At 67.8% G+C, this 23,458-nt stretch carries 24 protein-coding genes; 14 read left to right on the top strand and 10 right to left on the bottom strand.

Going from position 1 to position 23,458, the window contains the following annotated elements; all coding sequences use genetic code 11:
• Nucleotides 1–92: 92 nt before the first annotated feature.
• The 3 genes from KDB67_RS13725 to KDB67_RS13735 are packed head-to-tail and all read left to right on the top strand — an operon-like array spanning nt 93 to nt 2,751.
• Nucleotides 93–725 (top strand): TlpA disulfide reductase family protein, encoded by a 633-nt coding sequence (locus KDB67_RS13725; protein WP_291016599.1) that lies wholly within the window; start codon nt 93–95, stop codon nt 723–725.
• The gene (locus KDB67_RS13730) at nt 722–1,555 is read left to right on the top strand and encodes a CoA pyrophosphatase (protein ID WP_291016556.1); all 834 of its coding nucleotides are present in this window, start codon (nt 722–724) and stop codon (nt 1,553–1,555) included. The genes KDB67_RS13725 and KDB67_RS13730 overlap by 4 nt, the downstream gene beginning before the upstream one ends.
• Entirely contained in the window at nt 1,552–2,751 is a 1,200-nt protein-coding gene (locus tag KDB67_RS13735; protein ID WP_291016558.1) for a MarP family serine protease, read from the top strand. The genes KDB67_RS13730 and KDB67_RS13735 overlap by 4 nt, the downstream gene beginning before the upstream one ends.
• A 9-nt stretch (nt 2,752–2,760) precedes the next feature.
• Here the strand turns inward: KDB67_RS13735 and KDB67_RS13740 are convergent, their stop codons facing one another.
• The 3 genes from KDB67_RS13740 to acs form a co-directional block, all read right to left on the bottom strand.
• Nucleotides 2,761–3,711, bottom strand: a complete 951-nt coding sequence (locus tag KDB67_RS13740) for an alpha/beta hydrolase (protein ID WP_291016559.1) — start codon at nt 3,709–3,711, stop codon at nt 2,761–2,763.
• A 2-nt stretch (nt 3,712–3,713) separates the two neighbouring features.
• A complete protein-coding gene (locus tag KDB67_RS13745) occupies nt 3,714–4,238 on the bottom strand; it encodes a phage holin family protein (RefSeq protein WP_291016561.1) in 525 nt (174 codons plus the stop codon).
• Between the two features lie 120 nt (nt 4,239–4,358).
• Nucleotides 4,359–6,311, bottom strand: a complete 1,953-nt coding sequence (acs, locus tag KDB67_RS13750) for an acetate--CoA ligase (RefSeq protein WP_291016562.1) — start codon at nt 6,309–6,311, stop codon at nt 4,359–4,361.
• 301 nt (nt 6,312–6,612) lie between these two features.
• Between acs and KDB67_RS13755 the strand changes: the two genes are divergently transcribed.
• From KDB67_RS13755 to KDB67_RS13790, 8 genes are all read left to right on the top strand, one after another.
• A complete protein-coding gene (locus KDB67_RS13755) occupies nt 6,613–7,362 on the top strand; it encodes an oxidoreductase (protein WP_291016564.1) in 750 nt (249 codons plus the stop codon).
• A 945-nt stretch (nt 7,363–8,307) separates the two neighbouring features.
• Nucleotides 8,308–9,378: a septum site-determining protein Ssd gene (ssd, locus tag KDB67_RS13760; protein ID WP_291016566.1), complete on the top strand. Its 1,071-nt coding sequence runs from the start codon at nt 8,308–8,310 to the stop codon at nt 9,376–9,378.
• Between the two features lie 91 nt (nt 9,379–9,469).
• The gene (locus KDB67_RS13765; protein WP_291016568.1) at nt 9,470–10,669 is read left to right on the top strand and encodes a TadA family conjugal transfer-associated ATPase; all 1,200 of its coding nucleotides are present in this window, start codon (nt 9,470–9,472) and stop codon (nt 10,667–10,669) included.
• Complete coding sequence (locus KDB67_RS13770; RefSeq protein ID WP_291016570.1) at nt 10,669–11,475, top strand: type II secretion system protein F; 807 nt, start codon at nt 10,669–10,671, stop codon at nt 11,473–11,475. The genes KDB67_RS13765 and KDB67_RS13770 overlap by 1 nt, the downstream gene beginning before the upstream one ends.
• On the top strand, nt 11,472–12,080 hold the full coding sequence (locus tag KDB67_RS13775) for a type II secretion system F family protein (RefSeq protein WP_291016572.1): 609 nt from the start codon (nt 11,472–11,474) through the stop codon (nt 12,078–12,080). The genes KDB67_RS13770 and KDB67_RS13775 overlap by 4 nt, the downstream gene beginning before the upstream one ends.
• A gap of 78 nt (nt 12,081–12,158) precedes the next feature.
• Entirely contained in the window at nt 12,159–12,341 is a 183-nt protein-coding gene (locus KDB67_RS13780) for a DUF4244 domain-containing protein (protein ID WP_291016602.1), read from the top strand.
• A complete protein-coding gene (locus tag KDB67_RS13785; protein WP_291016575.1) occupies nt 12,341–12,718 on the top strand; it encodes a TadE family type IV pilus minor pilin in 378 nt (125 codons plus the stop codon). Before KDB67_RS13780 ends, KDB67_RS13785 begins: the two co-directional genes overlap by 1 nt.
• Nucleotides 12,715–13,074: an Rv3654c family TadE-like protein gene (locus KDB67_RS13790; protein WP_291016577.1), complete on the top strand. Its 360-nt coding sequence runs from the start codon at nt 12,715–12,717 to the stop codon at nt 13,072–13,074. Before KDB67_RS13785 ends, KDB67_RS13790 begins: the two co-directional genes overlap by 4 nt.
• Before the next feature lie 4 nt (nt 13,075–13,078).
• Here KDB67_RS13790 and KDB67_RS13795 read toward each other — a convergent pair whose 3' ends face one another.
• From KDB67_RS13795 to KDB67_RS13825, 7 genes are all read right to left on the bottom strand, one after another.
• Nucleotides 13,079–13,879 (bottom strand): lipase, encoded by an 801-nt coding sequence (locus KDB67_RS13795; RefSeq protein WP_291016579.1) that lies wholly within the window; start codon nt 13,877–13,879, stop codon nt 13,079–13,081.
• Between the two features lie 26 nt (nt 13,880–13,905).
• Nucleotides 13,906–14,808 (bottom strand): LysR family transcriptional regulator, encoded by a 903-nt coding sequence (locus KDB67_RS13800; protein WP_291016580.1) that lies wholly within the window; start codon nt 14,806–14,808, stop codon nt 13,906–13,908.
• A gap of 8 nt (nt 14,809–14,816) precedes the next feature.
• Entirely contained in the window at nt 14,817–15,701 is an 885-nt protein-coding gene (locus KDB67_RS13805) for a LysR family transcriptional regulator (protein ID WP_291016582.1), read from the bottom strand.
• A gap of 66 nt (nt 15,702–15,767) precedes the next feature.
• Nucleotides 15,768–16,664: a low temperature requirement protein A gene (locus tag KDB67_RS13810; protein WP_291016584.1), complete on the bottom strand. Its 897-nt coding sequence runs from the start codon at nt 16,662–16,664 to the stop codon at nt 15,768–15,770.
• Nucleotides 16,665–16,752: 88 nt separating this feature from the next.
• Nucleotides 16,753–18,345, bottom strand: a complete 1,593-nt coding sequence (locus KDB67_RS13815; RefSeq protein ID WP_291016587.1) for an amidase — start codon at nt 18,343–18,345, stop codon at nt 16,753–16,755.
• A gap of 105 nt (nt 18,346–18,450) precedes the next feature.
• Nucleotides 18,451–19,002 carry a hypothetical protein gene (locus KDB67_RS13820; protein WP_291016589.1) on the bottom strand — a complete coding sequence of 184 codons (552 nt, stop codon included), beginning with the start codon at nt 19,000–19,002 and terminating at the stop codon, nt 18,451–18,453.
• A 134-nt stretch (nt 19,003–19,136) separates the two neighbouring features.
• On the bottom strand, nt 19,137–21,542 hold the full coding sequence (locus tag KDB67_RS13825; protein WP_291016591.1) for a DEAD/DEAH box helicase: 2,406 nt from the start codon (nt 21,540–21,542) through the stop codon (nt 19,137–19,139).
• A gap of 319 nt (nt 21,543–21,861) precedes the next feature.
• Here KDB67_RS13825 and KDB67_RS13830 point away from each other — a divergent pair, with 319 nt between their 5' ends.
• The 3 genes from KDB67_RS13830 to KDB67_RS13840 all read left to right on the top strand — a co-directional run.
• Complete coding sequence (locus KDB67_RS13830) at nt 21,862–22,065, top strand: cold-shock protein (protein ID WP_005193408.1); 204 nt, start codon at nt 21,862–21,864, stop codon at nt 22,063–22,065.
• Nucleotides 22,066–22,193: 128 nt separating this feature from the next.
• A complete protein-coding gene (locus tag KDB67_RS13835; protein WP_291016604.1) occupies nt 22,194–22,814 on the top strand; it encodes a hypothetical protein in 621 nt (206 codons plus the stop codon).
• A gap of 262 nt (nt 22,815–23,076) precedes the next feature.
• A partial coding sequence (locus KDB67_RS13840; RefSeq protein ID WP_291016596.1) for a toprim domain-containing protein occupies nt 23,077–23,458 on the top strand: 382 nt, incomplete at its 3' end.

A 23,458-nucleotide genomic window follows, 5' to 3' on the forward strand; every position in this document is an offset into this window, starting at 1 on the left:
CACCCGCCGCGCCGTCGCACGTCCCACCCGCCGCGCCATCCCGCTTCCCACCCGCCGCGCCATCCCGCTTCCCACCCGCCGCCCGCTGGACCATCGTGTTCGTCGTGGTGATGGTCGCCCTAGTGGTGGCCATCTGGCCCCGCGGCGGCGACTCCGGGATCTCCGACGACCCGACGACGACCGTGGGCACACAGACCAGCGTCGCCGTCGAGCCCGGTGAACTGGCCGGAGCACGTACCGAAGCCGCCCTTGCCGACTGCCCGGAACCCGCCGCCGCCCCGGGCCCCGATGCCGCGCTCGCCGGGATCACCGCCGAATGCCTCGGCACCGGTAGGGCGTACAACCTCGGTGACGGCACCGCGGGCACCCCGCTGCTGGTCAACATGTGGGCCACCTGGTGCTATCCGTGCAGGCAGGAACTGCCGATCCTCGCCGACTACGCCGCCCGCGCCGGTGACAAGCTCAACGTGCTCACCGTGCACGCCAAAGAAGGCGCGGGCAACCCGTACCTCGTGCTCAAGTTCCTCACCGAAGTCGGTGTGCGCCTACCGGCCACCCTCGACACCGACGGCAAGATCGCCGCCGCACTGCGCGCCCCCCGGGTCTTCCCGTCGACGATCCTGATCCGTGCCGACGGCACCGTCGCCAGGGTTCTGCCGCAGGTTTTCCACAACACCGACGACATCGCCGGTGCCGTACGCACCCACCTGGGGGTGGAAACGTGAGCACGACCCCGTCCGACGACACCCGCCACGGCCCCACGGTGCCGCAGGCACAGATCCCACCGTGGCTGCATGCCCTCACCGACGACGTCACCGCGGTCACCGCCAGCGTCCTCGGCCGCGGCGGCGACCGCACGCGCTGGATGTCGATGATCCAGCGGAACAAACGCACCGCGGCCGTCCTCATCCTGTTCGCCGGATCGTGGGATGCCGACCCCACCGCCCACGGTGGACTGCCCGCCGACGTCGACGTGCTGCTCACCCAGCGCGCGCCCACCCTGCGCCAGCACAGCGGCCAGGTCGCGTTCCCCGGCGGCAGCTTCGACCCGGGCGACGATTTTCCCGTCGGCACCGCGTTGCGCGAGGCCAACGAGGAAACCGGTCTCGTGGCCGGCGGCGTCGACATCCTGGCCAACCTGATGCCGTTCCCCGTCCCCGCCTCCGGCTTCGAGGTCACCCCGGTGATAGGGCACTGGCGCGAGCCAGGACCCGTCGGCGTCGTCGACCCCGGCGAAACCGCCCGCGTCACCCGCGTCAACATGCGGGAACTGCTGCACCCCGACAACCGTTTCCAGGTACAACGGTCCATCCTCGGAGGCAGCGTGTACAAAGGTCCGGCCTTCTTCATCGACGGCATGCTCGTCTGGGGATTCACCGGTGGCCTGATCGCCGCGATCGCCGAGGTGTCCGGCTGGGAGATCCCGTGGGACCGCGACGACGTCCGGCCCCTCGACGAGGCCATCGCCCTCGCCGAAACCCCCCAATCGAACTGGGTCCACCCCAATTCGGTTCACCCGAATTCAGTTCAGCACGGCGAGGAGCCCACAACATGACAGGCTCGGCCTGGGTCGACCTCATCGTGATCGGTGTCGCGATTCTCGTCGGAATCAGCGGCTACCGGCAGGGCGCCATCGCATCGGCGCTCGCATTCATCGGCGTGATCGCGGGCGCCGTCGCCGGAATCCTGCTCGCTCCCAAGCTGATGGAATTGGTCGACTCCCGGGAGGCACGTCTGTTCATCGGGATCGCGATCCTGGTGGTCCTCGTCATCTCCGGTCAGGCCGCCGGCCTGATCCTCGGCCGCGCCGCCCGGGGTGGAATGCGTTCCCGGGCCGTACGCACCGTCGACAGCGTCATCGGAACGCTACTGCAGATCATCGCCGTCATCATCGCCGCCTGGTTGCTCGCGATCCCGATCTCCAACTCCGGTCCGCCCAAGGTTGCCACGGCCGTCCGGGACTCCGCGGTCCTCGGCGCCGTCGACGACCTGGCCCCCCAATGGCTGCGCGACCTGCCCAACGATTTCAGCGCTCTGCTCGACAACTCCGGCCTGCCCGAGGTCATCGGACCGTTCGGGCGGGCGCCGGTGACCAGCGTCGCACCCCCCGACGAGACGCTCGCCGGGGGACAGGTGGTCAGCCGGGCACGGGCCGGCACCGTCAAGATCGTCGGCATCGCACCCAGCTGCCGGCAAGAACTCGAAGGCAGCGGATTCGTCGTCTCACCCGAACGTGTCATGACCAACGCGCACGTCGTCGCGGGCACCCGCCGGCTCACCGTCGAATCCGAATCCGGCGAACAGCTCACCGCCCGCGTCGTGTTGTTCGACTACAACAACGACGTCGCCGTCCTCGACGTACCCGGCCTCACCGCGCCTGCCCTTGCCTTCGCAGACAAGCAGGCACGCACCGGCGACGACGCCATCTCGCTGGGCTTCCCCGGCGGCGGCCCGTTCACCGCGACCCCGGTCCGGGTCCGCAACGTGATCCGGTTGTCGGGACCCAATATCTACAGCTCACAGCAGGTGCGACGCGAGGTGTACACCGTCCGCGGGCAGATCCGGCAGGGCAACTCGGGCGGGCCACTGATCAACAGCGCCGGCGAGGTTCTCGGCGTCGTCTTCGGTGCCTCCGAGGACCCCGCCGACGAAACCGGTTTCGTTCTCACCGCCGACCAGGTCAACGACAACCTGGAAACCTCGGCCAACCGCTCGGCGAGGGTCAGCACGCGCAGCTGCATCGGCGACTGATCACCGCGATCAGTTGCCGATGAAGTTCAGCAGTTGCCGGGTGACGGCCTCGGGTTGTTCCTGGTGGGCAAAGTGACCGCTGCCGGGGATCACGACGTACTCGAAACGAGCGGCGTACCGGTTCGAGCGGGTGAGTGGGCGTTCGAAGATGTATGGGTCGTCGGCGCCGCGCAGCGCGAGCACCGGGACCGTGAGTCGTCGATTCATCAGTTTCATGAACTTGGCGCCGTCGGGACGGAACTGTGACCGGTACGCCCAGCGGCGGTATTCCAGGCTGGAGTGGGCCACGTACGGGATCTGCATCGCAGCCCTGTTTCGGGTGACGGTGTCGGCGAAATCGGCGGTCTGCTGCCAGCGCGGCGACGACAGCCGCCGGAAGTACTGGTCGACGAACCGGGCGTCGTGATGGACGAGCCGGCGCTCGCCGAGCCGCGGCAACTGGTTGTGCAGAAACCCGGACAGGAACGCCGAACGCTGCAGCCGATGGAGCAGCACGTCGCGGCGCAACGCCCGCGGATGCGGCGAGGCGAGCACCGCGATCCGGTCGACGACCCGCGGATGCAGCGTGGCCGTCGCCCAGCACACGAGTCCGCCGTCGGCGTTCCCGACGAGGGTGGCGGTGCGGTGCCCGAGTGAGCGGACCAGACCGTTGGTGTCGCCGGCGAGGGTCCAGCCGTCGTAGCCGCGGGGCGGCTTGTCGCTGTCGCCGTAACCGCGCAGGTCGACGGCCACCGCGCGATAACCGGCGTCCGTCAGGGCCTGCAGCTGATATCGCCAGCCCCACCAGAACTCGGTGTACCCGTGTAGCAGCAGCACCAGCGGCCGATCCGGCGACCCCGACGGCTCACATTCGACTGCGTGAAACTTCAGGCCGTTGGCGCGTACGTCGAAGTGGTGCCAGGCGCGGTCGTGCCAGGGTCCGGGGAAGCGGACGCTGGAGGGATCCGGCGCTGCGGCCAAGATCAGCGCCGCGGGTCGTGCGCGGCCGGTATCGGCGGATAGCCGTTCCGGGTGCCGACCGCCGGAACGTCGTCCTTGCCGGGGATGGCGCGCGGCAGCACCGCCTGCACCTCCTTGACCGATTCGATCGTCTTCGCCGGTCCGCGGACCTTACGGAAGATGATGTACCCGACGAGGGCCGACACGATCGTGATGGTCAGCAGGATCAGGAAGACGATCAGCCATGCCAGCCACGGCGAGAGCCAGATGTCGAGCAACACGGCGAGAAAGAAGAAGAAGAACAGGCTGGTGTACAGCGCCATCACACCGGCGACGGCGAACAGGCCGGTGCCGGCGCCCGCCTTCTTGCCCGCATCCACCAGTTCGGCCTTGGCGAGGGCGATCTCGGCGCGGAACAGCGTCGACACGCTGGCGGTCGCGTCCTTGACCAGGTTCCCGATACTGGGTTCGCCGTCCTTGCCGACGTTCGCATCCCGCAGCGGGATCGACGGGACGGTCTGGTTGCCGGGCGGCACGGGTCGGCTCACTACATCCTCCGTAGATCGGGTATGGGGTTATGTTGCCATGCTTTGACTGCTTTACCACGACGCAGCGCCACCGGGATCGTTTACCGGTGGCGCTGCGTCGTGATCATCGGGTTGTCATGCTCAGGACTTACGGCTGCGGATCGCCTCGAAGACGGACGGATCGACGAGTGTCGACGTGTCGCCCAGTTCGCGGCCTTCGGCCACGTCCTTGAGCAGACGGCGCATGATCTTGCCCGACCGCGTCTTCGGAAGCTCGGGAACGACGTTGATCTCGCGCGGCTTGGCGATGGGCGAGATCTCGATCGACACCTGCTGACGCAGCTCGGCGATCAGCTGTTCGCCGGTGTTCTCCACTCCTTCGCGCAGGATGACGAACGCGACGATGCCCTGCCCGGTGGTCTCGTCTGCGGCGCCGATGACCGCGGCCTCGGCCACCCCCGAATGCCCGACCAGCGCCGACTCGACCTCGGAGGTGGAGATGCGGTGTCCGGACACGTTCATCACGTCGTCGACGCGGCCGAGCACCCAGAGGGCGTGGTCGTCGTCGTAGCGGGCGCCGTCGCCGGCGAAGTACCAGCCCTGCTCGGCGAACCGCGACCAATAGGTCTCCTTGAAGCGGACCGGGTCGCCCCAGATGCCGCGCAGCATCGCCGGCCACGGCTTGTCGAGCACCAGATAGCCCTGCTCGCCGGCACCGACGGGATTGCCGTTGTCGTCGACGATGTTGGCGCTGATACCGGGCAGCGGTGCCATCGCCGAACCCGGCTTGGTGGCCGTGACGCCGGGCAGCGGCGAGATCATGATGCCGCCGGTCTCCGTCTGCCACCAGGTGTCGACGATCGGTGCCTTGCCGCCGCCGATGACCTCGCGGAACCAGCGCCACGCCTCCGGGTTGATCGGTTCGCCGACGCTGCCGAGCAGCCGCACGCTCGACAGATCGTGGGCGTCGGGGATCGCCCGGCCCCACTTCATGAACGTGCGGATCAGGGTGGGGGCGATGTAGTAGATGGTCACCCCGTACTTCTCGATGACCTGGAAATGCCGGTGCTCGTCGGGCGAGTTGGGGGTGCCCTCGTAGATGATCTCGGTGGCACCGTTGGACAGCGGGCCATACACGAGGTAGGTGTGGCCGGTCACCCAGCCGATGTCCGCGCCGCACCAGAAGACGTCGCGGCCCTCCTTGTGGTCGAACACGTAGTGGAAGGTGTAGCTGGCCTGCGTCAGGTAGCCGCCCGAGGTGTGCACGATGCCCTTGGGCTTGCCGGTGGTGCCCGAGGTGTACAGCAGGAACAGCGGATGTTCGGAGTCGAAGGCCTCCGGCTCGTGCGTGTCGGACTGCTCGTCGACGGTGTCCTCCCACCACACGTCGCGGCCCTCCACCCAGTTCAGGTCCGGATCGTGGTTGGTGCGGCGCACCACCAGCACCTTCTCCACCGACTTGGCGGCGCTGTCGCCGGTGCCGAGGGCCTCGTCGACGGCCTCCTTCAGCGGGGCGGGCTTGCCGCGCCGGTACTGGCCGTCGGTGGTGATGACCAGTTTGGCCTCGGCATCGTCGACGCGCGAACGCAGCGCACCGGCCGAGAATCCGGCGAACACCACCGAATGCGTCAGGCCGAGCCGGGCACACGCCAGCATCGAGATGATCGCCTCGGGAACCATCGGCATGTAGATGGCGACGCGGTCGCCGGCGACGAGGCCGATCGCGGAGAAGTAGTTGGCGGCCTTGGACACCTCGGTCAGCAACTGCGCGTAGGTGATGTCGCGGCTGTCGCCGGGCTCACCGACCCAGTGGATCGCGACCCGATCACCCTTGCCTGCGGCGACATGCCGGTCGACGCAGTTGTAGGACACATTCAGCTTGCCGCCGACGAACCAGCTGGCGACCGGCGCCCCGCTCCAGTCGAGGACCTCGTCGAAGTCGGTGGCCCAGTCGAGACGACGAGCCTGCTCGGCCCAGAACGCGAGCCTGTCGGCCTCGGCCCGATCGTAGAGTTCGGCGCCCGCATTGGCCTGCGCGGCGAACTCCTCCGACGGCGGGAAGCTCTCGACGGGGTGGGCGGAAGTGGAAGTCATCTTCTCCGGGCCTTTCTCTTCGGTGAGTCTCTACGGGCTTGTCTGCGACCGGCAAACCTTGGGGTATGGGTCGTGTCCATGATCGAGGGTCTCCCGATCATGTCCGGGCTGCGCGCGGCGAGGGACGCCACACGTTCATGCGTGATTGTGAGGGTAGTCACGTTGGAGCGGCGTTGCGGGCGAGTCCGGTCCGATTCGCGCCGAAAGGTCGCCATGATGCGCCGAATGGGGCCGGATACTCGGTTGGTCGGGTGAACGTTCGGTTGGTGGGGTGGGCGAGGCGGCCGATAGGGTGAGCGCTGTGGGAACAGATCCGCTGGCACCGCTCGTTGCCCTGCCCGGTGTCGCCGATGCCGCGGAGAAGGCACGCGAGGCCCTCAGCGCCGTCCACCGGCACCGCGCCAACCTGCGTGACTGGGACAAGACGGCCACCGAGGCATCCTGGCGGGCCGGCAGATCCTCGGCGGCCATCGATGGCGGCAGCGTCGAACTGCGCCGCGACGGCGACTTCGACGACCCGATCCTGGCCGGCGCCATGCGCGTGGCCCAGGCCCTCGACGGCGACTCACTCGACCAATTGACCGGCGTATTCCGGCGTGCGCCCGCCCAGGCTCTGGCCCGGCTGCACATGCTCGCCGCCGCCGACATGGTCTCCGACCCCGACGATCTCGGCCGGCCGCGCGCCGGAGCCGACGTCGCCGCGCGCCTGGACCTGCTCGGTCAGCTCATCAGCGGCGCCACCGCGGTGCCGGGACCGGTTCTGGCTGCCGTCGTCCATGGGGAGTTGCTCAGCCTTGACGCGTTCCCCACCGCCAACGGCATCATCGCGCGCGCCGCCTCACGGCTGGTCTGCACCTCGACGGGCCTCGACCCGCACAACCTCGGTGTCCCCGAGGTGACCTGGCTCAAACGCATCAAGGATTATCGGGCCTATGCCCAGGGGTTCGCCGCCGGCACCCCGGAGGGGCTGGGAAACTGGATCGTACTGTGCTGCGAAGCCCTGGAAGCCGGCGCCGCAGAAGCCAAGTCGATCGCAGACAGCACACAATAAAACGCGGGCGGTGTCCTGACGTATGCCAGGCCACCACCCGCGTAGCACGGACCCAAGTTACCAAGCGTGCTTGGTGGGTTGTGGGATCACCTCGGCGAGGGACTGTGGCTTTCTCTCGACTCTCACTAAGCGGATTCGTCCTGATCGGCTGCTGCCGTGTCCGGGTGAAGCGCCGCTCTCATTCGGAGATCCGCGCGCTGGGCGACGGTCGTCGTGTGATTCGGGACCTCCCCGAATCCTCGTCATCCCTAGCGGGTCTGTGAGAGTTGTTGATCGGTCTCAGTGTCGCAGGTGCACAACGCTTTTGCCTTATTGCGGCGCGCTCCGCGTGGGTGCTTGCCGCCCGTGCTGGGAATTGCCCGGCCTGGGGGTCCGTTCCTTCTCTTCCGGCTCGAACTTGGCCTTCCGGGATTCCGTAACAACGTTTCTACACCGTGACTCCGATCACAGCAAGGCCTTCTGCCGTCCAATTTTTGCGCCCGATTTTTGTTGCCCGGAGCCGTTGGTGGCGGTGTATAACGCGCGGGAAACCATCGGAAACATGCGTCCTACCAGCGCTGACGCCGCGGCCGTGTGGACCGTGGTCCGGATCGTCGCCGGCCGGGGAGAACCGGACCCCAGTCCACCACGCATATGCGCTGGCCACCGTACGAAACCGCACAGCGTTCACGCAGACCATAAGTCGGCTTGCATCCGCTCGGATCGTGTGTATAGTCGTGGATACCCGGTTGAAAAATACCGGAGCGTTTCAGCCCGACCCCCCGGGGCTGAAACGCCGACAACCCCGGCCTCCTCCCCCCTGGCCGGGGTTGTCCTCTATCTAGGGGTCGAAACCTCTCGGCGCTTCTGCCCAGATCTGTGGATGAGAACTTTTTCATCCACAGATTCGGTCCGATCGGGGTTCTGGTCGGGTTGCCGGTCGATGTGCCACCGACGATGTAAGGCATGTCTGACGACGTACTTGCCCTCATCGACGACCACCTGACCGACGACGTCGCCCGCTGTGCCGCGGCCGCCGGATACCGCCTGGTCCGCCGCGATCCCGCGTCCTGCCGGCGGGACTGGCTCGGCGCCCGCGCTGTCATCGTTGACGCCGGGGCAGTCGCCGCGCTCACCGCACTGGCCCCACCCAAGCGCGCCGGGATCGTGGTCGTCGGCGCCGGTGCCGACGAGGTGCATTGGCCGTCCGCGATCGGGCTCGGCGCCGATCACACCGTGCTACTGCCCGGCGGCGACGCGGACCTCGTCCGGGTCCTCAGCGAGATAAGGCGCCCCCGTCGACATCCGGCGGGCGCGATCGCCGTGGTCGGCGGTCACGGCGGGGCGGGGGCGAGCGTGCTGGCCGCGGCGATCGGCCTCCGGTCCGCCGACGACGGCGCCCACACAATGCTTTTCGACGTCGATGACCACGGAGGTGGCGCGGACCTGCTGCTCGGACTCGAAGCCGAGGCCGGCCTGCGTTGGCAGGACCTCACCGTCGAACGTGGCGCCGTCGGCGGCGATGCGCTTGCCGCGGTGCTGCCCCGGCACGGACCGAGACTGTCGGTTCTCGCGCCGCGGCGCGGCGCTGACGGCGACGGGGCCGCGCCTATCCGGCCCGAATCGGTGGTCACCGCACTCGACGCCGCCAGATCACACGGCACCCTCGTCATCGTCGACACGCCGCGGGCCGCTACGGCGTTGCGTGACAACGTCATCGACTCCGTCGACCTCGTCGTGGTCGTCGCCACGGCATCTTTACACGCCACATCCGCGACCCGCGCCGTGGTGCCGGGCATTGTGGAGCGCGGTGCCGAGGTGGTGCTCGTCGTGCGTGGTCCGTCGCCGGGTGGGTTGCGCGCCAAGGCGATTGCCGACGCCGCCGGGCTGGAACTGCTCACCTCCTATCGTCCCGATCCACGGCTGCCGGCCCTGCTCGAACGGGACCGGTTGCGGGTGCCTGCTCGCAGCCCGCTGGGCCGGGCCTGCGAGGCGATCGTCGTGCGCGCCGCCCGCCACACCCCGGTGCACCCGTGATGGGCAAACGAATCATCCACAGGCACAAGCTATCCACAATTTCGGGTTCCGGCGGACATCGGGAGCCGAGAACGCCGGAATCCGGGGCACGATGAACAGTATGCCCATCGACGACGGCCTCCTCGATCGCGTACGCGACAAACTCGCCGGCGAACTCTCGAACACCGAATCTACTGACACCACACCGGAAGTCATCGCCGCGGCGATCCGCGCCGAAGCACGCGGGGTCCTCGGTGACGCAGATCTGCTGGTGGCGTTGCGGCACCTGCAAACCGAGCTCACCGGCGCAGGAAGGCTCGAACAGCTTCTCGCAGAACCCGATATCGCCGACGTGCTGGTCAGCGGACCGGACCAGGTATGGGTCGACCGGGGCCACGGACTGCAACGCACCGACATCGTCTTCGACGACGAACCGGCAGTCCGGCGGCTCGCGGCCCGGCTCGCGCTCAACGCCGGCAAACGTCTCGATGACGCCCAGCCCTGGGTCGACGGCCAACTGTCCAATGTCGGACGCCGTGGCTACACGGTGCGCCTGCACGCGGTGATCCCGCCGGTGGCCGCCGACGGGACCTGTATCTCGTTGCGGGTCTTGAGAACTGCGAGCAAGGACTTGCGCTCACTGATCGAGTCGGGTGCCATCGCCGCCGATGCGGTACCGCTGATCATGCACATCATCGAAGCCCGGTTGGCCTTCGTGGTGGTCGGTGGCACCGGTTCGGGAAAGACGACGCTGCTCGGCGCGATGATTGGGCATATGAACCCGGCCGAACGCATCATCTGCGTCGAGGACGCCGCCGAACTGCGACCGAATCATCCACACGTGGTCAGGATGGTCGCCCGCACCGCGAATGTCGAAGGGGCGGGCGAGGTTCCGGTCCGTGTTCTGGTGCGTCAGGCGCTGCGGATGCGGCCCGACCGGATCGTCGTCGGAGAGGTCCGCGGCGCCGAGGTCATCGACCTGCTCACCGCTCTGAACACCGGCCACAACGGTTGTGCCGGAACCCTGCACGCCAACTCGGTGTCCGAAGTGCCGGCCAGGATGGAAGCCCTTGCCGCATTGGGCGGAATGGGTCGCGAAGCCCTGCACAGCCAGCTCGCCGCCGCGCTTGACGTCGTGGTCGGGGTCGAACGTGACCGTACCGGTAGACGTGGCGTCAACGAGATCGGGGTCGTCCGGCGGGGTGCTGACGGTCTGGTCACCATCACGCCGGTGTGGGTACGCGGCACCGGAATACTCGATGGCGAACTGCTGGAAGGGAATCCGCCGGCGATCACAGGTGGACCGCGGTAATGGTCCCGGTGTTGTGCGCGGCGGCGGTCGCGGTGCTGTGGTGGCCCGCCACGCGCGCCGAGTACAGGCTGACGCAGCTACAGCCGACGGCGCGGCGCCCGGGTACGCCGCACTGGAAGTGGGTCGTGCTGCCACTGATCAGTTTTGTCGCGATGTCTTTCGGCATCGAGGTGACGGTGGCTGCGGGGATGCTGGCCGGTGTTGTGCTCTGGCGTGATTCCCGGCGCCGGCGCAGGCTGGTCGGCGAACAGGCGGACGCCGACCTGCTCACCGCGCTGTCGATCATGATCGCCGAGATGTCAGTCGGCGCACTCGTCGCCACTGCGTGCGCGGCCGCCGCTGCCGAACTCTGCCGAATCAAGCCGGATTCTGCTGTAGCGCAGGAACTCTCGTCGTTGGCCGGGCGAGCGGCCCTCGGCGGCCGGATCACCGTGTCGGGCATGAACGAGACGTCTGGCGGTCCGGGCACCGCGGTGTGGCAGCGTATCGGCACCGCCTGGCAGCTGTCCGATCAGCACGGCCTGCCCATGATAGATCTGCTTGTCGCGGTGCGTGCGGATCTGCTGGCGCAGAACGCTTTCGACGCCCGGACCCGCGCCGGTCTGGCCGGTCCGCGCGCGACGGCGACCGTACTGGCGGGACTGCCGGCGCTCGGTATCGCACTCGGCCAGGCCACCGGAGCCGACCCGGTGGGTGTGCTCACCGGCGGAGGGCTGGGCGGGCTGCTACTGATAGTCGGGACCGCGCTCGTGGTGGCCGGATTGTGCTGGTCCGACCGCATCGTGGAGCGGGTGAGTGCCCGGTGAACGCACCCGTCGTCGTTGCCGGCCTGTGCGCGGCAGGAGCGTTGCTGCTGTGGCCTTCGCCGGAATGGCTGTTGCACAGGATAGTTCCTGATGGTTCCGGAAACCGAAAGGCGAACGACAGTATTCGGTACGACGACCCGTTCACGGTGGCCGCCGCACTTGACCTGTTCGCGGTATGCCTGCGTTCGGGTCTGCCGGTGGAATCGGCGACGCGGATCGTGGCGGCGGCCGCACCCGAAAGCCTTGCCGCACCGATGTCGACGGCCGCGGACCTGCTGGCCCTCGGCGCCGACCCCGACCACGCGTGGACTATGGCCGCCGACGAGAGCGACGTCGAATCATCAAGCGGAACCGGATATTTCCGGGAACTTGCGATGCTGGTCCGCAGGTCGTCGCGGGCCGGGGCATCGCTGACAGCGGGGGTCGACGAACTCGCGGTCGAGATCCGCCGACGGGCCGAGGACCTGGCGCTGGAGAAGGCCGAACGCGCCGGGGTCGCGATCAGTGGTCCGCTCGGCCTGTGTTTTCTGCCGGCGTTCGTGTGTCTGGGCATCGTCCCGGTCGTCGTCGGCCTGGCCGGCGGCGTGTTCGCCGGAAGTTTATGAAACCTGTACCAGAAAAAGAGAGAAGGAGAGATCATGCAGAAGATCAAGACAGCGGGGGACCGTCGGCTGGTGCGCAGGATGCAGGCGGAGGTGCTGCGCCTGGCCACCGACGACGAGGGGATGAGTACCGCCGAATACGCCATCGGAACCGTGGCCGCGGCGGCGTTCGGGGCGTTGCTGTACACGGTGGTGACCGGTGACTCGATCACCAGCGCGCTCAGCGGCATCATCAGCAAAGCCCTCAGCACCTCGGTCGGCTGATGCGCCGGGACATCGTCACCGATGAGTCGGGGATGGCCACGGTGGAGGGGGCTTTCGTTATCGCCACCATCGTGGCGGTGCTGATCGCCTCGGTGGGCGCGGTGTCGGCGACCATCGCGCAGATCCGTTGCACCGACGCCGCCCGGGAGGTGGCCCGGCTGACCGCGGCCGGTGACCCGTCGGCGGTGTCGGTGGGCCGGCAGGTGGCCGGAGCTGCGGCGGCGGTGGACGTCTCGGAATCGGCGGAGCTGATCGAGGCGACGGTCAGCACCGCGGTGCGGTTGCTGCCCGGACTGCGCGTGTCGGCGCGGGCGGTGGCCGTTCCCGAACCGGATGGTCTCGGTCAGGTGCGGTTCGCGTCGGGGGTGAGTCCGTGATCGCCGCTGATGAGGACGGTTTCGCGACGATCCTCGGCACGTTCGTCATCGCGGCGATCGTCGCCGTCGTCGCGGGTGTCTGCTATCTGGGCGCGGCGACGGTGGCCCGCCACCGCGCCCAGTCGGCGGCGGACCTGTCGGCGCTGGCGGCGGCGGCCGAGCAGGTCGCCGGTGGTGACGGGTGTGCGGCGGCGACGGCACTGGCCGCCCGGCAACACCCGCCGGCCATCGTCTCGGCGTGCCGGATCGTCGACCCGGACGTGTCGGTGACGGTCGAGGTTCCGGTGGACCTGGGTGTTATCGGGCTGCGGCAGGCGAGCGCGACGGCGCGTGCCGGACCGGTGTCCGATGGGTGAGCGTTCAGAACATGCACTTCATCCGCATGGGGCCGCCATGCAGCGCGCTGATCACCGCCGACTGCACCGACGGAGTGTGGGTCATGGTGGTGTGGAAGACCGGATCCACCGGGCACTGCTTCTGAGTCACCAGATTCTCGTAGTCGCCGCGTCCGGTCATCAAGTTGGTGGTGTACGGGAACGCATTCTCGTCCCAGCGCGTGGTGATGTTGAAGTATTTGATACCGGGCAGTGCCTGGGTCGGGGTATTGAGGGCGCGCAGGCGTTTGCCGGAATCGGACATTTCATCGCAGGCCACTCGCGATGGGCAGCCACCGAGTTCTTGAACAACCCGCTGGAAGGGCGAGCCTTTGATCAAAGCGGACATTCCGACCATTGACCGCACATGCGGTGCGCCGCCGAAGTATTTGAGCCAATACCGGGTCACCAGCCCACCCTGCGACCAGGTCACGATGTCCACGCGGGGCGCGCCGGTCCGGGACAGGACTTTGTCGACGAATGCCGGCAGACGGCGCGAATTGCCGGATACCGTGGTGTACGGATTGGTCTTCGGATCGTTCTTCTCCCACACCATGAAGATGTAGGTGTCAAAGCCATTGTGCCGCAGTACTTTCGCGAACTTCTCGGCTGAACTGCGGTCCTCGGTGGAGCCGGAGACATACACGACGGGAAGCTTCGGCCAGGTGGCGTCACGGGCATTGTCGGCGTTATTGGGCGTAGCGCCGACCGGTGATGAAGCGATGCCGCCGATGACCAATGAAAGTCCGGTCAAGAACGCGACAAATGTAAGGCTTACTTTGGTCACGGCGGGATCGTAGCACCGTGACACCGCTAGCATTCGGGAAGTGGTGTGGAACGTGCGCGGATAGTTGGCTGAGCGCGAATAATGTCCACAAACGCACGCCCCGCCGGCGACATCGTGGTCTCGTCGAAGGCTATGACCAGAGGGTATACGAACCGCGGCGAGGCGGTGTAGACGTCGACGGCGTCGCCGGCGGTCTCGGCCACCGCCCGCTCCATGACCGTGCCGCCGACACCTGCCCGGACCATCGCCAGCCGGATCTCGGGATGGTCGGTGATCGCCGCCACCGGGGGACCACCCGGCCCGTGCGGCATCGCAGTGGAGATCTCGTTGGCGATCGAATAACGCGAGGACGCGAGCGACATCGGCACCGCGGGAAGGTCGCTCAGCGGGATCGGCTCGGCCGGAACGTCCGTACCGGCCGGATACACGACGACGTACTCCTGCTCACCGATCTCGACCATGGTCAGCCGATCGCCCGCGGTCCGGGGCGTGCACACCACGAACTCGCAGTGACCCTCGGCGATCATCGACTCGACCTCGCTCTCGGCGTCGAGCAGGCCGAGCCGCACCGGGACGGTCGGATACGCGGAGCAGAAGTCGGCCAGCAGGTCGGTCAGTTGTCCCGAGGCGGTCGCCGGAAACGCCAGGATGTCCAGGCGTCCGGCGAGCCCGCCGCTCTCGCCCTGCAACTGACCCACCATCCGGACGTCGCGCAGGAGCTGGCGTGCCGGGCCGATCAGTTTGCGGCCCGCGGCCGTCGGCACCATCCCGCGGCCGACCCGATGGAACAGCGCGACACCCATCTCGCGTTCGAGTGCGCGCAGCGCCTGCGACACCGTCGGCTCCGAAATGCCCAGCGCCGCAGCAGCACCGCCGACACCCTGATTTTCGACGACGGCCAGGAAGTACTCGGTCTGCCGGATCTCCATGGGGCCGACTACCTTTCGGCCTGACGCTGAGCCCGGTCGACGGCGGAGGCGACGAACGCCGCCGCCGCGGGCGACAAGGCGCTCGGCCGGGTCACCAGCCCCCATCGGCGGTGCAGCGGCGGGTCCAGCGCGAGGACCCGGGCTCCCGGCAACTGCTGGGTGGCGACCTCACGCGGCAGGACGGTCGCCCCGACGCCGCGGTTCACCAGCGCCCAGATCGCGGGAGGATGGGCGCAATCGACGACGACGTTGCGCGCGTCGATGTCGATCATGTCCGCCAGCAGCCGCTTGGTGGTGCGATCGCCGTGGTCGATGACCAACGGCAGGGAACGCACGCGGGCACGCGGGAGCGGCCCGGCCTGCGCGCCGAGGATTTCCGGATCCGCCGCCAGCACGAGTTCCTGTGTATCGATTGGGATTTCGTTGAATCTCTGCGGACCGTCGGACAGTTCTGCCACACCGATCTCCGCCTCCCCGACGCGCAGTGCGGCGTGCACGCCGGTCGGTGTGGTGACGTCGATGATCCGTACCCACAGCGACGGATGCCGCTCCCGGAACCGGGCGATCATCGGGACTAGCGGATCGATCCGGAAGTCTGCGTTGACCGCGACATCCACCCCTCCCGCGCGCAATTCACGGACTTCGGTGACCGCGGACTTGGCCTGCTCGACGTCGGCGAGAATGCGTCGGGCGGCGATCTCGAACCGGCACCCCGCCGTGGTGAGTTCACACCTGCCGCCGGAGCGGTCGAACAGGACTGTGCCCACCCGGTTCTCCAGGGTGCTGATCGCCTGATTCAGCGACGGCTGTGAAACATACAGAACCTGCGCGGCCTTCGAAACGGTGCCGTGGTCGACGATCGCCACGAAGTACCTCACGAGGTAAAGGTCCACACGGTGATCGTAGTGACCGTGCCCGGTTGTCGGGGCGGAAGCGGGCCCGGGGGATGCCGGGTCGGACTACCCTGCGACCTCGTCGAGACCGCGGGACGGGCTCAGCGCGTCGATCGCCACCATGACGACCGGGGCCAGGGACGTCACCACGAGCGACACCACCAGCGAGGTACCCGACGCGGCCAGGATCACCCCACCCGCCGCGAACGCCAGCGCCAGGACCACCGACACCAGCGTCGTGACCTCGGGCCGGACGAGGTAGCCGCGGAACGCTCCGAGGAGTGCGCAGTAGAGCCCGACCGGTACGGCCAGCGTGGCCACGACCGTGCCCGCGCCGATATGTGCCTCGTGTTCGAAGTAGAGGGCGGCCAACGGGCCGGCGAATTCGACACACGCACACACCAGCATTGCGATGACGGCGGGCCAGATGGCCATGTCGGCGAACGCGACGACGATCCAGCCGAGCTGCGCGACGACGGTCATCACCACATACGTCAGGCAGGCTTTCCGATGGGCCGGGCTCTGCGCGGCGGCCCGCAGCCACTGCGCGACCATCCCGATCCGCATCACGATGTAGCCGATCACCAGCACCCGGTTGTCGAGGTGTTCGTGCCCTTCGAGCGAGGTGAAGACGGCGGGGATGCCGATGGCGATGATGGCGACGCCGATCATCTGGACCAGCACGGTCAGCCGGAAGAACCAGTCATCGGTGTCGAACGCCGAGGTGAACCAGGCGAAATTGATCCACGCCCAGGTCGCGGCGAACGTGCACAGCAGGTATCCGATGATCGCGGACTGGAAGTGGCCCTCGGCGAGCGCATGTCCCACCTGGATACCCGCCACGCTGAACCCGACCACGAACACCAGGTCGTAGAAGAGTTCCAGGCTCGTCGCGACGCGCCCGTTCTCGTGCGGATCGCGGCCCGTCATCGGGCGCAGACGGTGGCTCAGTGATGCTGTCATGGCGGAGACTGTAACGCGAACCGTGCGCTCGCGTAGCGCGCCACGAGCAGGGTCACTGCGTTCCCACTCGGCAGATCGGTGACGAGGGTCAGACGGCCACCCCGGTATACCGATGGGCCCACGGTGCGGCCTGTTCCAGTTGTGCGGCGAGCGCGAGTAGACCGCCGTCCGAACCCAGCCCGCCGACGAACTGCACACCCAACGGCAGGCCGGCGCCGGTAACACTCGGCCCGCTCGCTTCGCTCCCGGCGCCGGTAACACTCGGCCCGCTCGCTTCGCTCCCGGCGCCGGTAACATTCGGCCCGCTCGCTTCGCTCCCGGCGCCGGTCCAGTACAGCGGCACGTTGATCGCGGGGCGACCTGTGAGATTGGCCACCTGGGTGTACGGGACCCAGCCGAGGTTTTGTTCGACGAGACCGTCGATCACCCCCGTTCGGGTGACAATCGAACCGCCGTGGACCTTCGCCATGATCCGTGAAGCCGATCGCATCAGCGATGGAGTGGCAATCTCGCCGATCTGCAGCGGCGGCTTGGCCAGGGTGGGGGTGAGGAGATAGTCGTAGGTGTCGTGGAAGGCCGACAGTGATTTCACGTAGTGGTTGACGCGCTCGAAGGCGTTGAACGCGGCGACGACGCCGGCGCTGCGGCCGAGTTCGGCGGCGGCGAGGGTGTCGGCCTCGAAGTCGTCGTCGCCCGCACCCGTCCGGCGGCGCGCCGAATCGACCTCGGCGGCGAGATGCGCGAACCAGATGGTGAGGAAATCCCGCGACAGGGCGGCGTCGTCGTACGGCGGCGCGACCTCTTCGACGATGTGCCCGAGGTCTACGAGGATTCCGGCCGCATGTTCGACGGCAGCCCTTGCCTCCGGGTGGACGGACGGCGCGAGCGCGGACTCGGTCGAAAATCCGATACGGAGTTTGCTTGGGGGAGTGGCTATCTGGGAAGTAAACGGAGTGCTCGGCCTTGGGGTGGGATAGACCGACGACGGGGTGGGGCCGACGATGGCGTCGTAGAGTCCGGCGGCGTCGCGCACCGTGCGCGCGACAACACCCTGCACGGACATCCCGAACGTCTGCTCACCCCGCGCAGGACCGAACGGGGACAGTCCGCGGGACGGTTTCAGTCCCACGAGGCCGTTGCATGCCGACGGAATCCGGATCGAACCACCGCCGTCGTTGGCGCCTGCGGCGGGAACGATACCGGCGGCCACCGCCGCACCCGACCCGCCCGACGAACCTCCGGGCGTGTGGCCCGGATTCCAGGGATTGCGGGCGGGGCCGAACAGCGTGGGTTCGGTGATCCCCTTCGCCCCGAACTCCGGGGTGTTGGTCTTGCCGAAGATCACCAGCCCGGCGTCGAGGAAACGCCGGGTGACGTGTGCGTGTTCGGCGACGGGGAGTTTCGACAGCGATCGGGAACCGCACGAGGTCGGATACCCCTGATAGTCCTGTGCGAGGTCCTTGATCAGGAAGGGCACCCCGGCGAACGGGCCGCTCAGCCCGGGATCGGCCGCCTGGGCGTCGGCCTCGTCGATGTCGATGACGATCGCGTTGAGAGCCGGATTGACATCGGCGGCGCGACGTCGTGCGAGTGTCAGCAGCTCAACCGGCGTCACTTCCTTCTCGACGACGAGTCTTGCCAATTCGGTGGCATCGAACGCACGGTATTCGTCGAGGTTCATGGAATTCAGGGTAGGGCGGTGACGGGCCCGGGGGACGGCATAGCGAGATTTGGTGATAGCCACGGACAAGACTTCATTTGCCGGTCTGTGAGGCGCGTACCGTCATCAGCCGATGCGGTCGGCGTCCTCGTCGACGACGATCCGCCGCGGATAGACCCGGCGCGAGCGCATCGGGGTGAACCACAGCTGTCCGAAGCGGGTGGTGGTGTCGCCGCGGTAGGCCAGACCGTAGTCGCTGCCGACGTCGGCGATCGGGATGAACGGTTCGACGGCCCGTACGAATGCCGACCAGTGGATGACCTCGCCCTCGGTGAGGAAGCCGCCGGCGACTGCCTGGTGCTCGCCGGTGTCGTCGCGGGTGGCCAGGTACACGTCGCCCAGCGCCGGCGCGAGCCTCGGCCCCACGATCGCGCTCTGCAGATACCACTGTGCGGTGGTCACGACGGTGCGGTCCAGGCGCGCATCGCACCACGCGTAGTGGATGTCGAGGGCGTCGAGGGCCTCGTCCTCGGTGTCGAAAACGTCCAGCTCGCCGATGGTCGAGGGCAGGGCGTCGGTGTTGGTCGTGGGCCGGGCGAGGAGAAAATACACCTGCTGACGGGTGGTGATCAGCCGCGCCGAATCGACAGGCGGTGATGCCTCTGATTCGTCGTACATGGTGTGTCCTCGTCAGCGGTGGTGGCGTGCCGCATGCCCGAAGGCCGCCACGTGGAGCTTTTACGCAGACCTTACTGTACAGCCGAGTGGCGGCGCCCACACCGGCGCTCGGTCGGGGGTCGGTGCGGAGGTCCTCAGCCGGTGCCGATGAGCGATTCGATCAGCGTGAGCACCGCGATCGCACCCGCCTTGTCGAGGGGTTCGTTTCCGTTGCCGCACTTGGGCGACTGCACGCACGACGGACAACCCGACGCGCATCGGCAGGCACTCACGGCCTCGCGTGTCGCACCGATCCAGGCGGCGAACGCCTCGTGGCCGCGTTCGGCGAATCCGGCTCCGCCGAGGTGGCCGTCGTAGACGAACACCGTCGGGAGCCCGGTGTCGGGGTGCGCGAGGGTGGACACGCCGCCGATGTCGCCGCGGTCGCAGGTGGCCACCAGCGGCAGCAGACCGATTGCGGCGTGCTCGGCGGCGTGCAGTGCGCCGGGCACCGCTGCCGCGTCGACGCCCGCATCGGCGAGGGCTTCCGGAGTGAGGGTGTACAGCACGGCCCGCGTCGGCAGCGTCTGCTCCGGCATGTCCAGGGGGACCGAGTCGAGGACTTCCCCGGTGAGTAGGGTGCGCAGATAGCCGATCACCTTACCGGTCACCTCCACCTCCGCGAAGGCGACGGTCAGGGGTCCGTACCGGTTCTCGGCGATCACCCGGCCGACCGATATCCCGGTGGTTTCGCGTGCCGACGTCGTCCAGTCGGGTTCCTCGGGATGGGTCAGGGCCAGCCCGTCGTCGAGGTCGAGTTCGTCGACGACGAACGTCTCGCCCTGATGGATGTGCACCGCGCCCGCGTAGACGGTCGACATCGCGCGGACGGCGTCGACGGTGCCCAGCAGCCGCCCGGTGCTGGTGTCGACGATCAGTACCTCGGTACCACTTCCGCCACGGAGGTTCACCTGGGCGTGCGGATCTATTCCGGCACCCACGTACCAGCCGGCGCGGCGTCGCTTGAGCGCTCCCTGAGCGGTGAGTTCGTCGACGACGGCACGGGCGTCCCACTCATCGACATCGCTTTCGGTCAGCGGCAATTCGGCTGCCGCACATAGTAGATGCGGTCCCAGGATGTACGGATTGCCCGGGTCGGTGACCGTCGCCTCGACGGGCTTGTCGAGCAGCGCCTCGGGATGGTGCACCAGGTAGGTGTCGAGCGGGTCGTCGCGCGCCACCAGCACCACCAGTGAATCACCGGAGTGGTGCTGGCGTCCCGCGCGTCCGGCCTGCTGCCAGAACGAGGCGACGCTGCCCGGATAACCGGCGACGATGACGGCGTCGAGGCCGCTGATGTCGACGCCGAGTTCGAGCGCGTTGGTGGTGGCCACGCCGGTCAGTTCGGCGTCGTTGATGGCCCGTTCGAGGGCGCGGCGGTCGTCGGCGAGATATCCGGCCCGGTAGGCGGCGACCTTGCCGACGAGTTCGGGGGCGGCCTCGGCGAGGATCTGCCGGGCTTGGCGGGCGGTGAGTTCGGCGCCCACCCGGCTGCGGGTGAAGCAGAGCGTACGGGCCCCTTCGATAACGAAATCGGCCAGGAGCCGGGCGGATTCGGCGCCGGCCGCGCGACGGACGGGCGCGTCGTTCTCACCGGTGACGCCCGGGATGAAGCCGGGCTGCCAGAGGGCGACGGTGCGCTCGCCGTGCGGTGAACCGTCGTCGGTCACGGCCACCGCGGGTTCACCGAGGAGCCGGGTGAGCGATTCGGCCGGCCGGGCGACCGTCGCGCTGGAGGCGATGACCACCGGGTCCGCGCCCGCGGCCCGTGCCACCCGGAGCAGCCTGCGCAATACCAAACCGGTGTGCGAGCCGAAAACCCCCCGATAATGGTGACATTCGTCGATCACGACGTAGCGGAGGTTGCGCAAGAAGTGCCGCCAGCGGGTCTGGGTGGACAGAATCCCGAGGTGCAACATATCGGGATTGGTGAAAATCCAGCGGGAATGCGCCCGCGCCCACTGCCTGATGTCCGGTTCGGTATCGCCGTCGTACGCGCACGGCTGCAAATGGCTGAATTCGGGCCGGGTAGCCGTCAGGGTGGCGACGGCGCGGATCTGGTCGGCCCCGAGTGCTTTCGTGGGTGCGATGTACAGCGCCGTCGCACGGGGTTCGGTGAGCAGTGCGGTGAGGATCGGCAACTGGTATGCCAGCGACTTTCCCGATGCCGTCGGCGTGCTCACGACGACGTGCGAGCCGTCATGAGCGAGGGACGCCGCTCGTGCCTGGTGGACCCACGGCCGCGAAATCCCTTGCTGCGCCAGGGCTTGCACAAGGGCCTTTGGTACCCATCCCGGCCAGTCGGCGAAATTTGCTGTGGTGGAATCGATTACAGATAGGTGAGTCAGCGTTGGGTCTTTGGTCCCGACGTCGTCGGTGGTGTGGCCGGAGCCGGTGACGTGACTGTCGACCGCTATACCGGACCCGGAGAGGACGTGGGAGAGGAGTTGTTCGCCGTAGGAGGGGCCCCGGCTGCCGCCCGATTGTTGTGTGATCTGCATTACTCGATCGTCAGTGTGTATGCTGTTCGGTTTCGTGGACGCCGATATTACGCCCGTGCACGAAAAGCCCGCCAGATGGCAAGGTTTATGCACAGTTTGGTGCGCCGACTATCGCCCGGGCCCGGAACGTGATTGACTAGGTGACGGTCGCAGCTTTCGAGACCGCCGGAGCACGGGGGTAGCGAGATCGATGTTGCGGTCGTGGTACTGAAGTTGGTTTGCGGTTCTCCGCGGGGCTCTTACGTATGGCGGTCGGAACCGGCCACGGCGCGGTACATCTCGCGTCGGCTCAGTTGGAATGCATGAAAAGGATTCAGTAATGGCACAGGGGACTGTGAAGTGGTTCAACGCGGAAAAGGGCTTCGGCTTCATCGCGCCTGACGAGGGTAACGATGACGTGTTCGTCCACTACTCGGAGATCCAGGGCTCGGGCTTCCGCACCCTCGAGGAGAACCAGCGCGTCGAGTTCGAGGTCGGCCAGGGCACCAAGGGTCCGCAGGCCACCGGCGTCCGCGCCGTCTAGGAAGCAATTCGCACCTGCGAAGCCGCTTCGAGCAGCCGCTCCCGACCTTCGGTCGGGGGCGGTTCTCAGTATCTGGGTCAAGCACGGTGTCTGGGTGGGATGAGCGTCAGGGCAGTAGGGTCGGTGAGGTGGTGCAGTTGTCGTTATTCTCGGCGGACATCGACGAGCCGGCTGACTCCGATCTCGCCGGTTTGCTAGCGGCGCACGGCCAGTCCCAGCACACCGACACCGGCACCCGCATCTCGATCGCCGTCATCGAACCATGGCGTGCCCAGGCAATCGTCCGCGAACTTCTCGCCACGGGGCTGCCGGCCGAGATCAGCGCCTCGTACGAGGGACATCCGGTGGCCCGAACCATGCCCAGCAGCGAACTCGACGACTTGGCCGGCCGCTGGACGTCGGGCGCGGTCAAAGCGGTGCCTGCGGGCTGGGTCCCGTCACCGCGGGCGCTGCGCCTATGGGTGCTGGCCGCCGGCCGACCGGAGGGCGACCGCTACCTGCTCGGGCTCGATCCGCACGTTCCCGAGTCGCACGCCCCGCTCGCCACTGCGCTGATGCGGGTGGGGATCGCGCCCACTCTCGTCGGCACGCGAGGTCCCACGCCCGCGCTGCGTATCGCCGGTGGCCGTCGTCTGCAACGGTTGCTCGAATACGTGGGACGTCCACCCGCCATCGCCGGTGCGGCCGCGGCGTGGCCGCACGGCTCGGGCGATACGCACGGTCTCGACGCCCATACCGCCGCGCACTGATAACCTGGCGCGGGCGGCCCTCCGGACGCGGTAGGGACTTTCGTCCCAATCTTGCGACCAGGGTTACCGTTTTGACCTGCGAAAATCCCGGACACAGGAATATTGTTCGCGTCGATTGGCGTCACACACGACACGTCGCCGGGTAATGGTGATGTGCACACGACGCTATACATAAGGTACAAACCGTTCCAGACGACCAACGTTCGTATCGGTGGGCTCACCGCCCGCCGACCTCCCCCAGATGACCCGAGAAGGACCCCCGGTGGCAGAGACCAGCACCGCTTCGCCCGCGAGCGGGAAAGCGATTCGACGGCTTGTGATCGTCGAGTCACCGACCAAGGCTCGCAAGATCGCCGGCTACCTGGGGCCCAACTACGTCGTCGAGTCCTCCCGCGGTCACATCCGCGACCTGCCGCGCGGCGCCGCCGACGTCCCCGCCCGTTACAAGGGCGAGAAGTGGGCGCGCCTCGGGGTGAACGTCGACGACAACTTCGAGCCGCTGTACGTGGTGTCGCCGGACAAGAAGTCGACGGTCACCGAACTCAAGTCGCTGCTCAAGGACGTCGACGAGCTCTACCTGGCGACGGACGGTGACCGCGAGGGCGAGGCGATCGCCTGGCATCTGCTCGAAACGCTCAAACCGC

The organism is Gordonia sp. (in: high G+C Gram-positive bacteria) (assembly GCF_020438995.1).
In the GTDB taxonomy this organism is placed as follows: Bacteria; Actinomycetota; Actinomycetes; order Mycobacteriales; family Mycobacteriaceae; genus Gordonia.

Bases quoted from the DNA above. Each gene is read 5' to 3' on its own strand.
- KDB67_RS13735 (WP_291016558.1), top strand. From the start codon at position 1,552: ATGACAGGCTCGGCCTGGGTCGACCTCATCGTGATCGGTGTCGCGATT.
- acs (WP_291016562.1), bottom strand. From the start codon at position 6,311: ATGACTTCCACTTCCGCCCACCCCGTCGAGAGCTTCCCGCCGTCGGAG.
- KDB67_RS13770 (WP_291016570.1), top strand. From the start codon at position 10,669: ATGGTCCCGGTGTTGTGCGCGGCGGCGGTCGCGGTGCTGTGGTGGCCC.
- KDB67_RS13830 (WP_005193408.1), top strand. From the start codon at position 21,862: ATGGCACAGGGGACTGTGAAGTGGTTCAACGCGGAAAAGGGCTTCGGC.
- KDB67_RS13815 (WP_291016587.1), bottom strand. From the start codon at position 18,345: ATGAACCTCGACGAATACCGTGCGTTCGATGCCACCGAATTGGCAAGA.
- KDB67_RS13810 (WP_291016584.1), bottom strand. From the start codon at position 16,664: ATGACAGCATCACTGAGCCACCGTCTGCGCCCGATGACGGGCCGCGAT.
- KDB67_RS13785 (WP_291016575.1), top strand. From the start codon at position 12,341: ATGCGCCGGGACATCGTCACCGATGAGTCGGGGATGGCCACGGTGGAG.
- KDB67_RS13800 (WP_291016580.1), bottom strand. From the start codon at position 14,808: ATGGAGATCCGGCAGACCGAGTACTTCCTGGCCGTCGTCGAAAATCAG.
- ssd (WP_291016566.1), top strand. From the start codon at position 8,308: ATGTCTGACGACGTACTTGCCCTCATCGACGACCACCTGACCGACGAC.
- KDB67_RS13765 (WP_291016568.1), top strand. From the start codon at position 9,470: ATGAACAGTATGCCCATCGACGACGGCCTCCTCGATCGCGTACGCGAC.
- KDB67_RS13780 (WP_291016602.1), top strand. From the start codon at position 12,159: ATGCAGGCGGAGGTGCTGCGCCTGGCCACCGACGACGAGGGGATGAGT.
- KDB67_RS13825 (WP_291016591.1), bottom strand. From the start codon at position 21,542: ATGCAGATCACACAACAATCGGGCGGCAGCCGGGGCCCCTCCTACGGC.
- KDB67_RS13820 (WP_291016589.1), bottom strand. From the start codon at position 19,002: ATGTACGACGAATCAGAGGCATCACCGCCTGTCGATTCGGCGCGGCTG.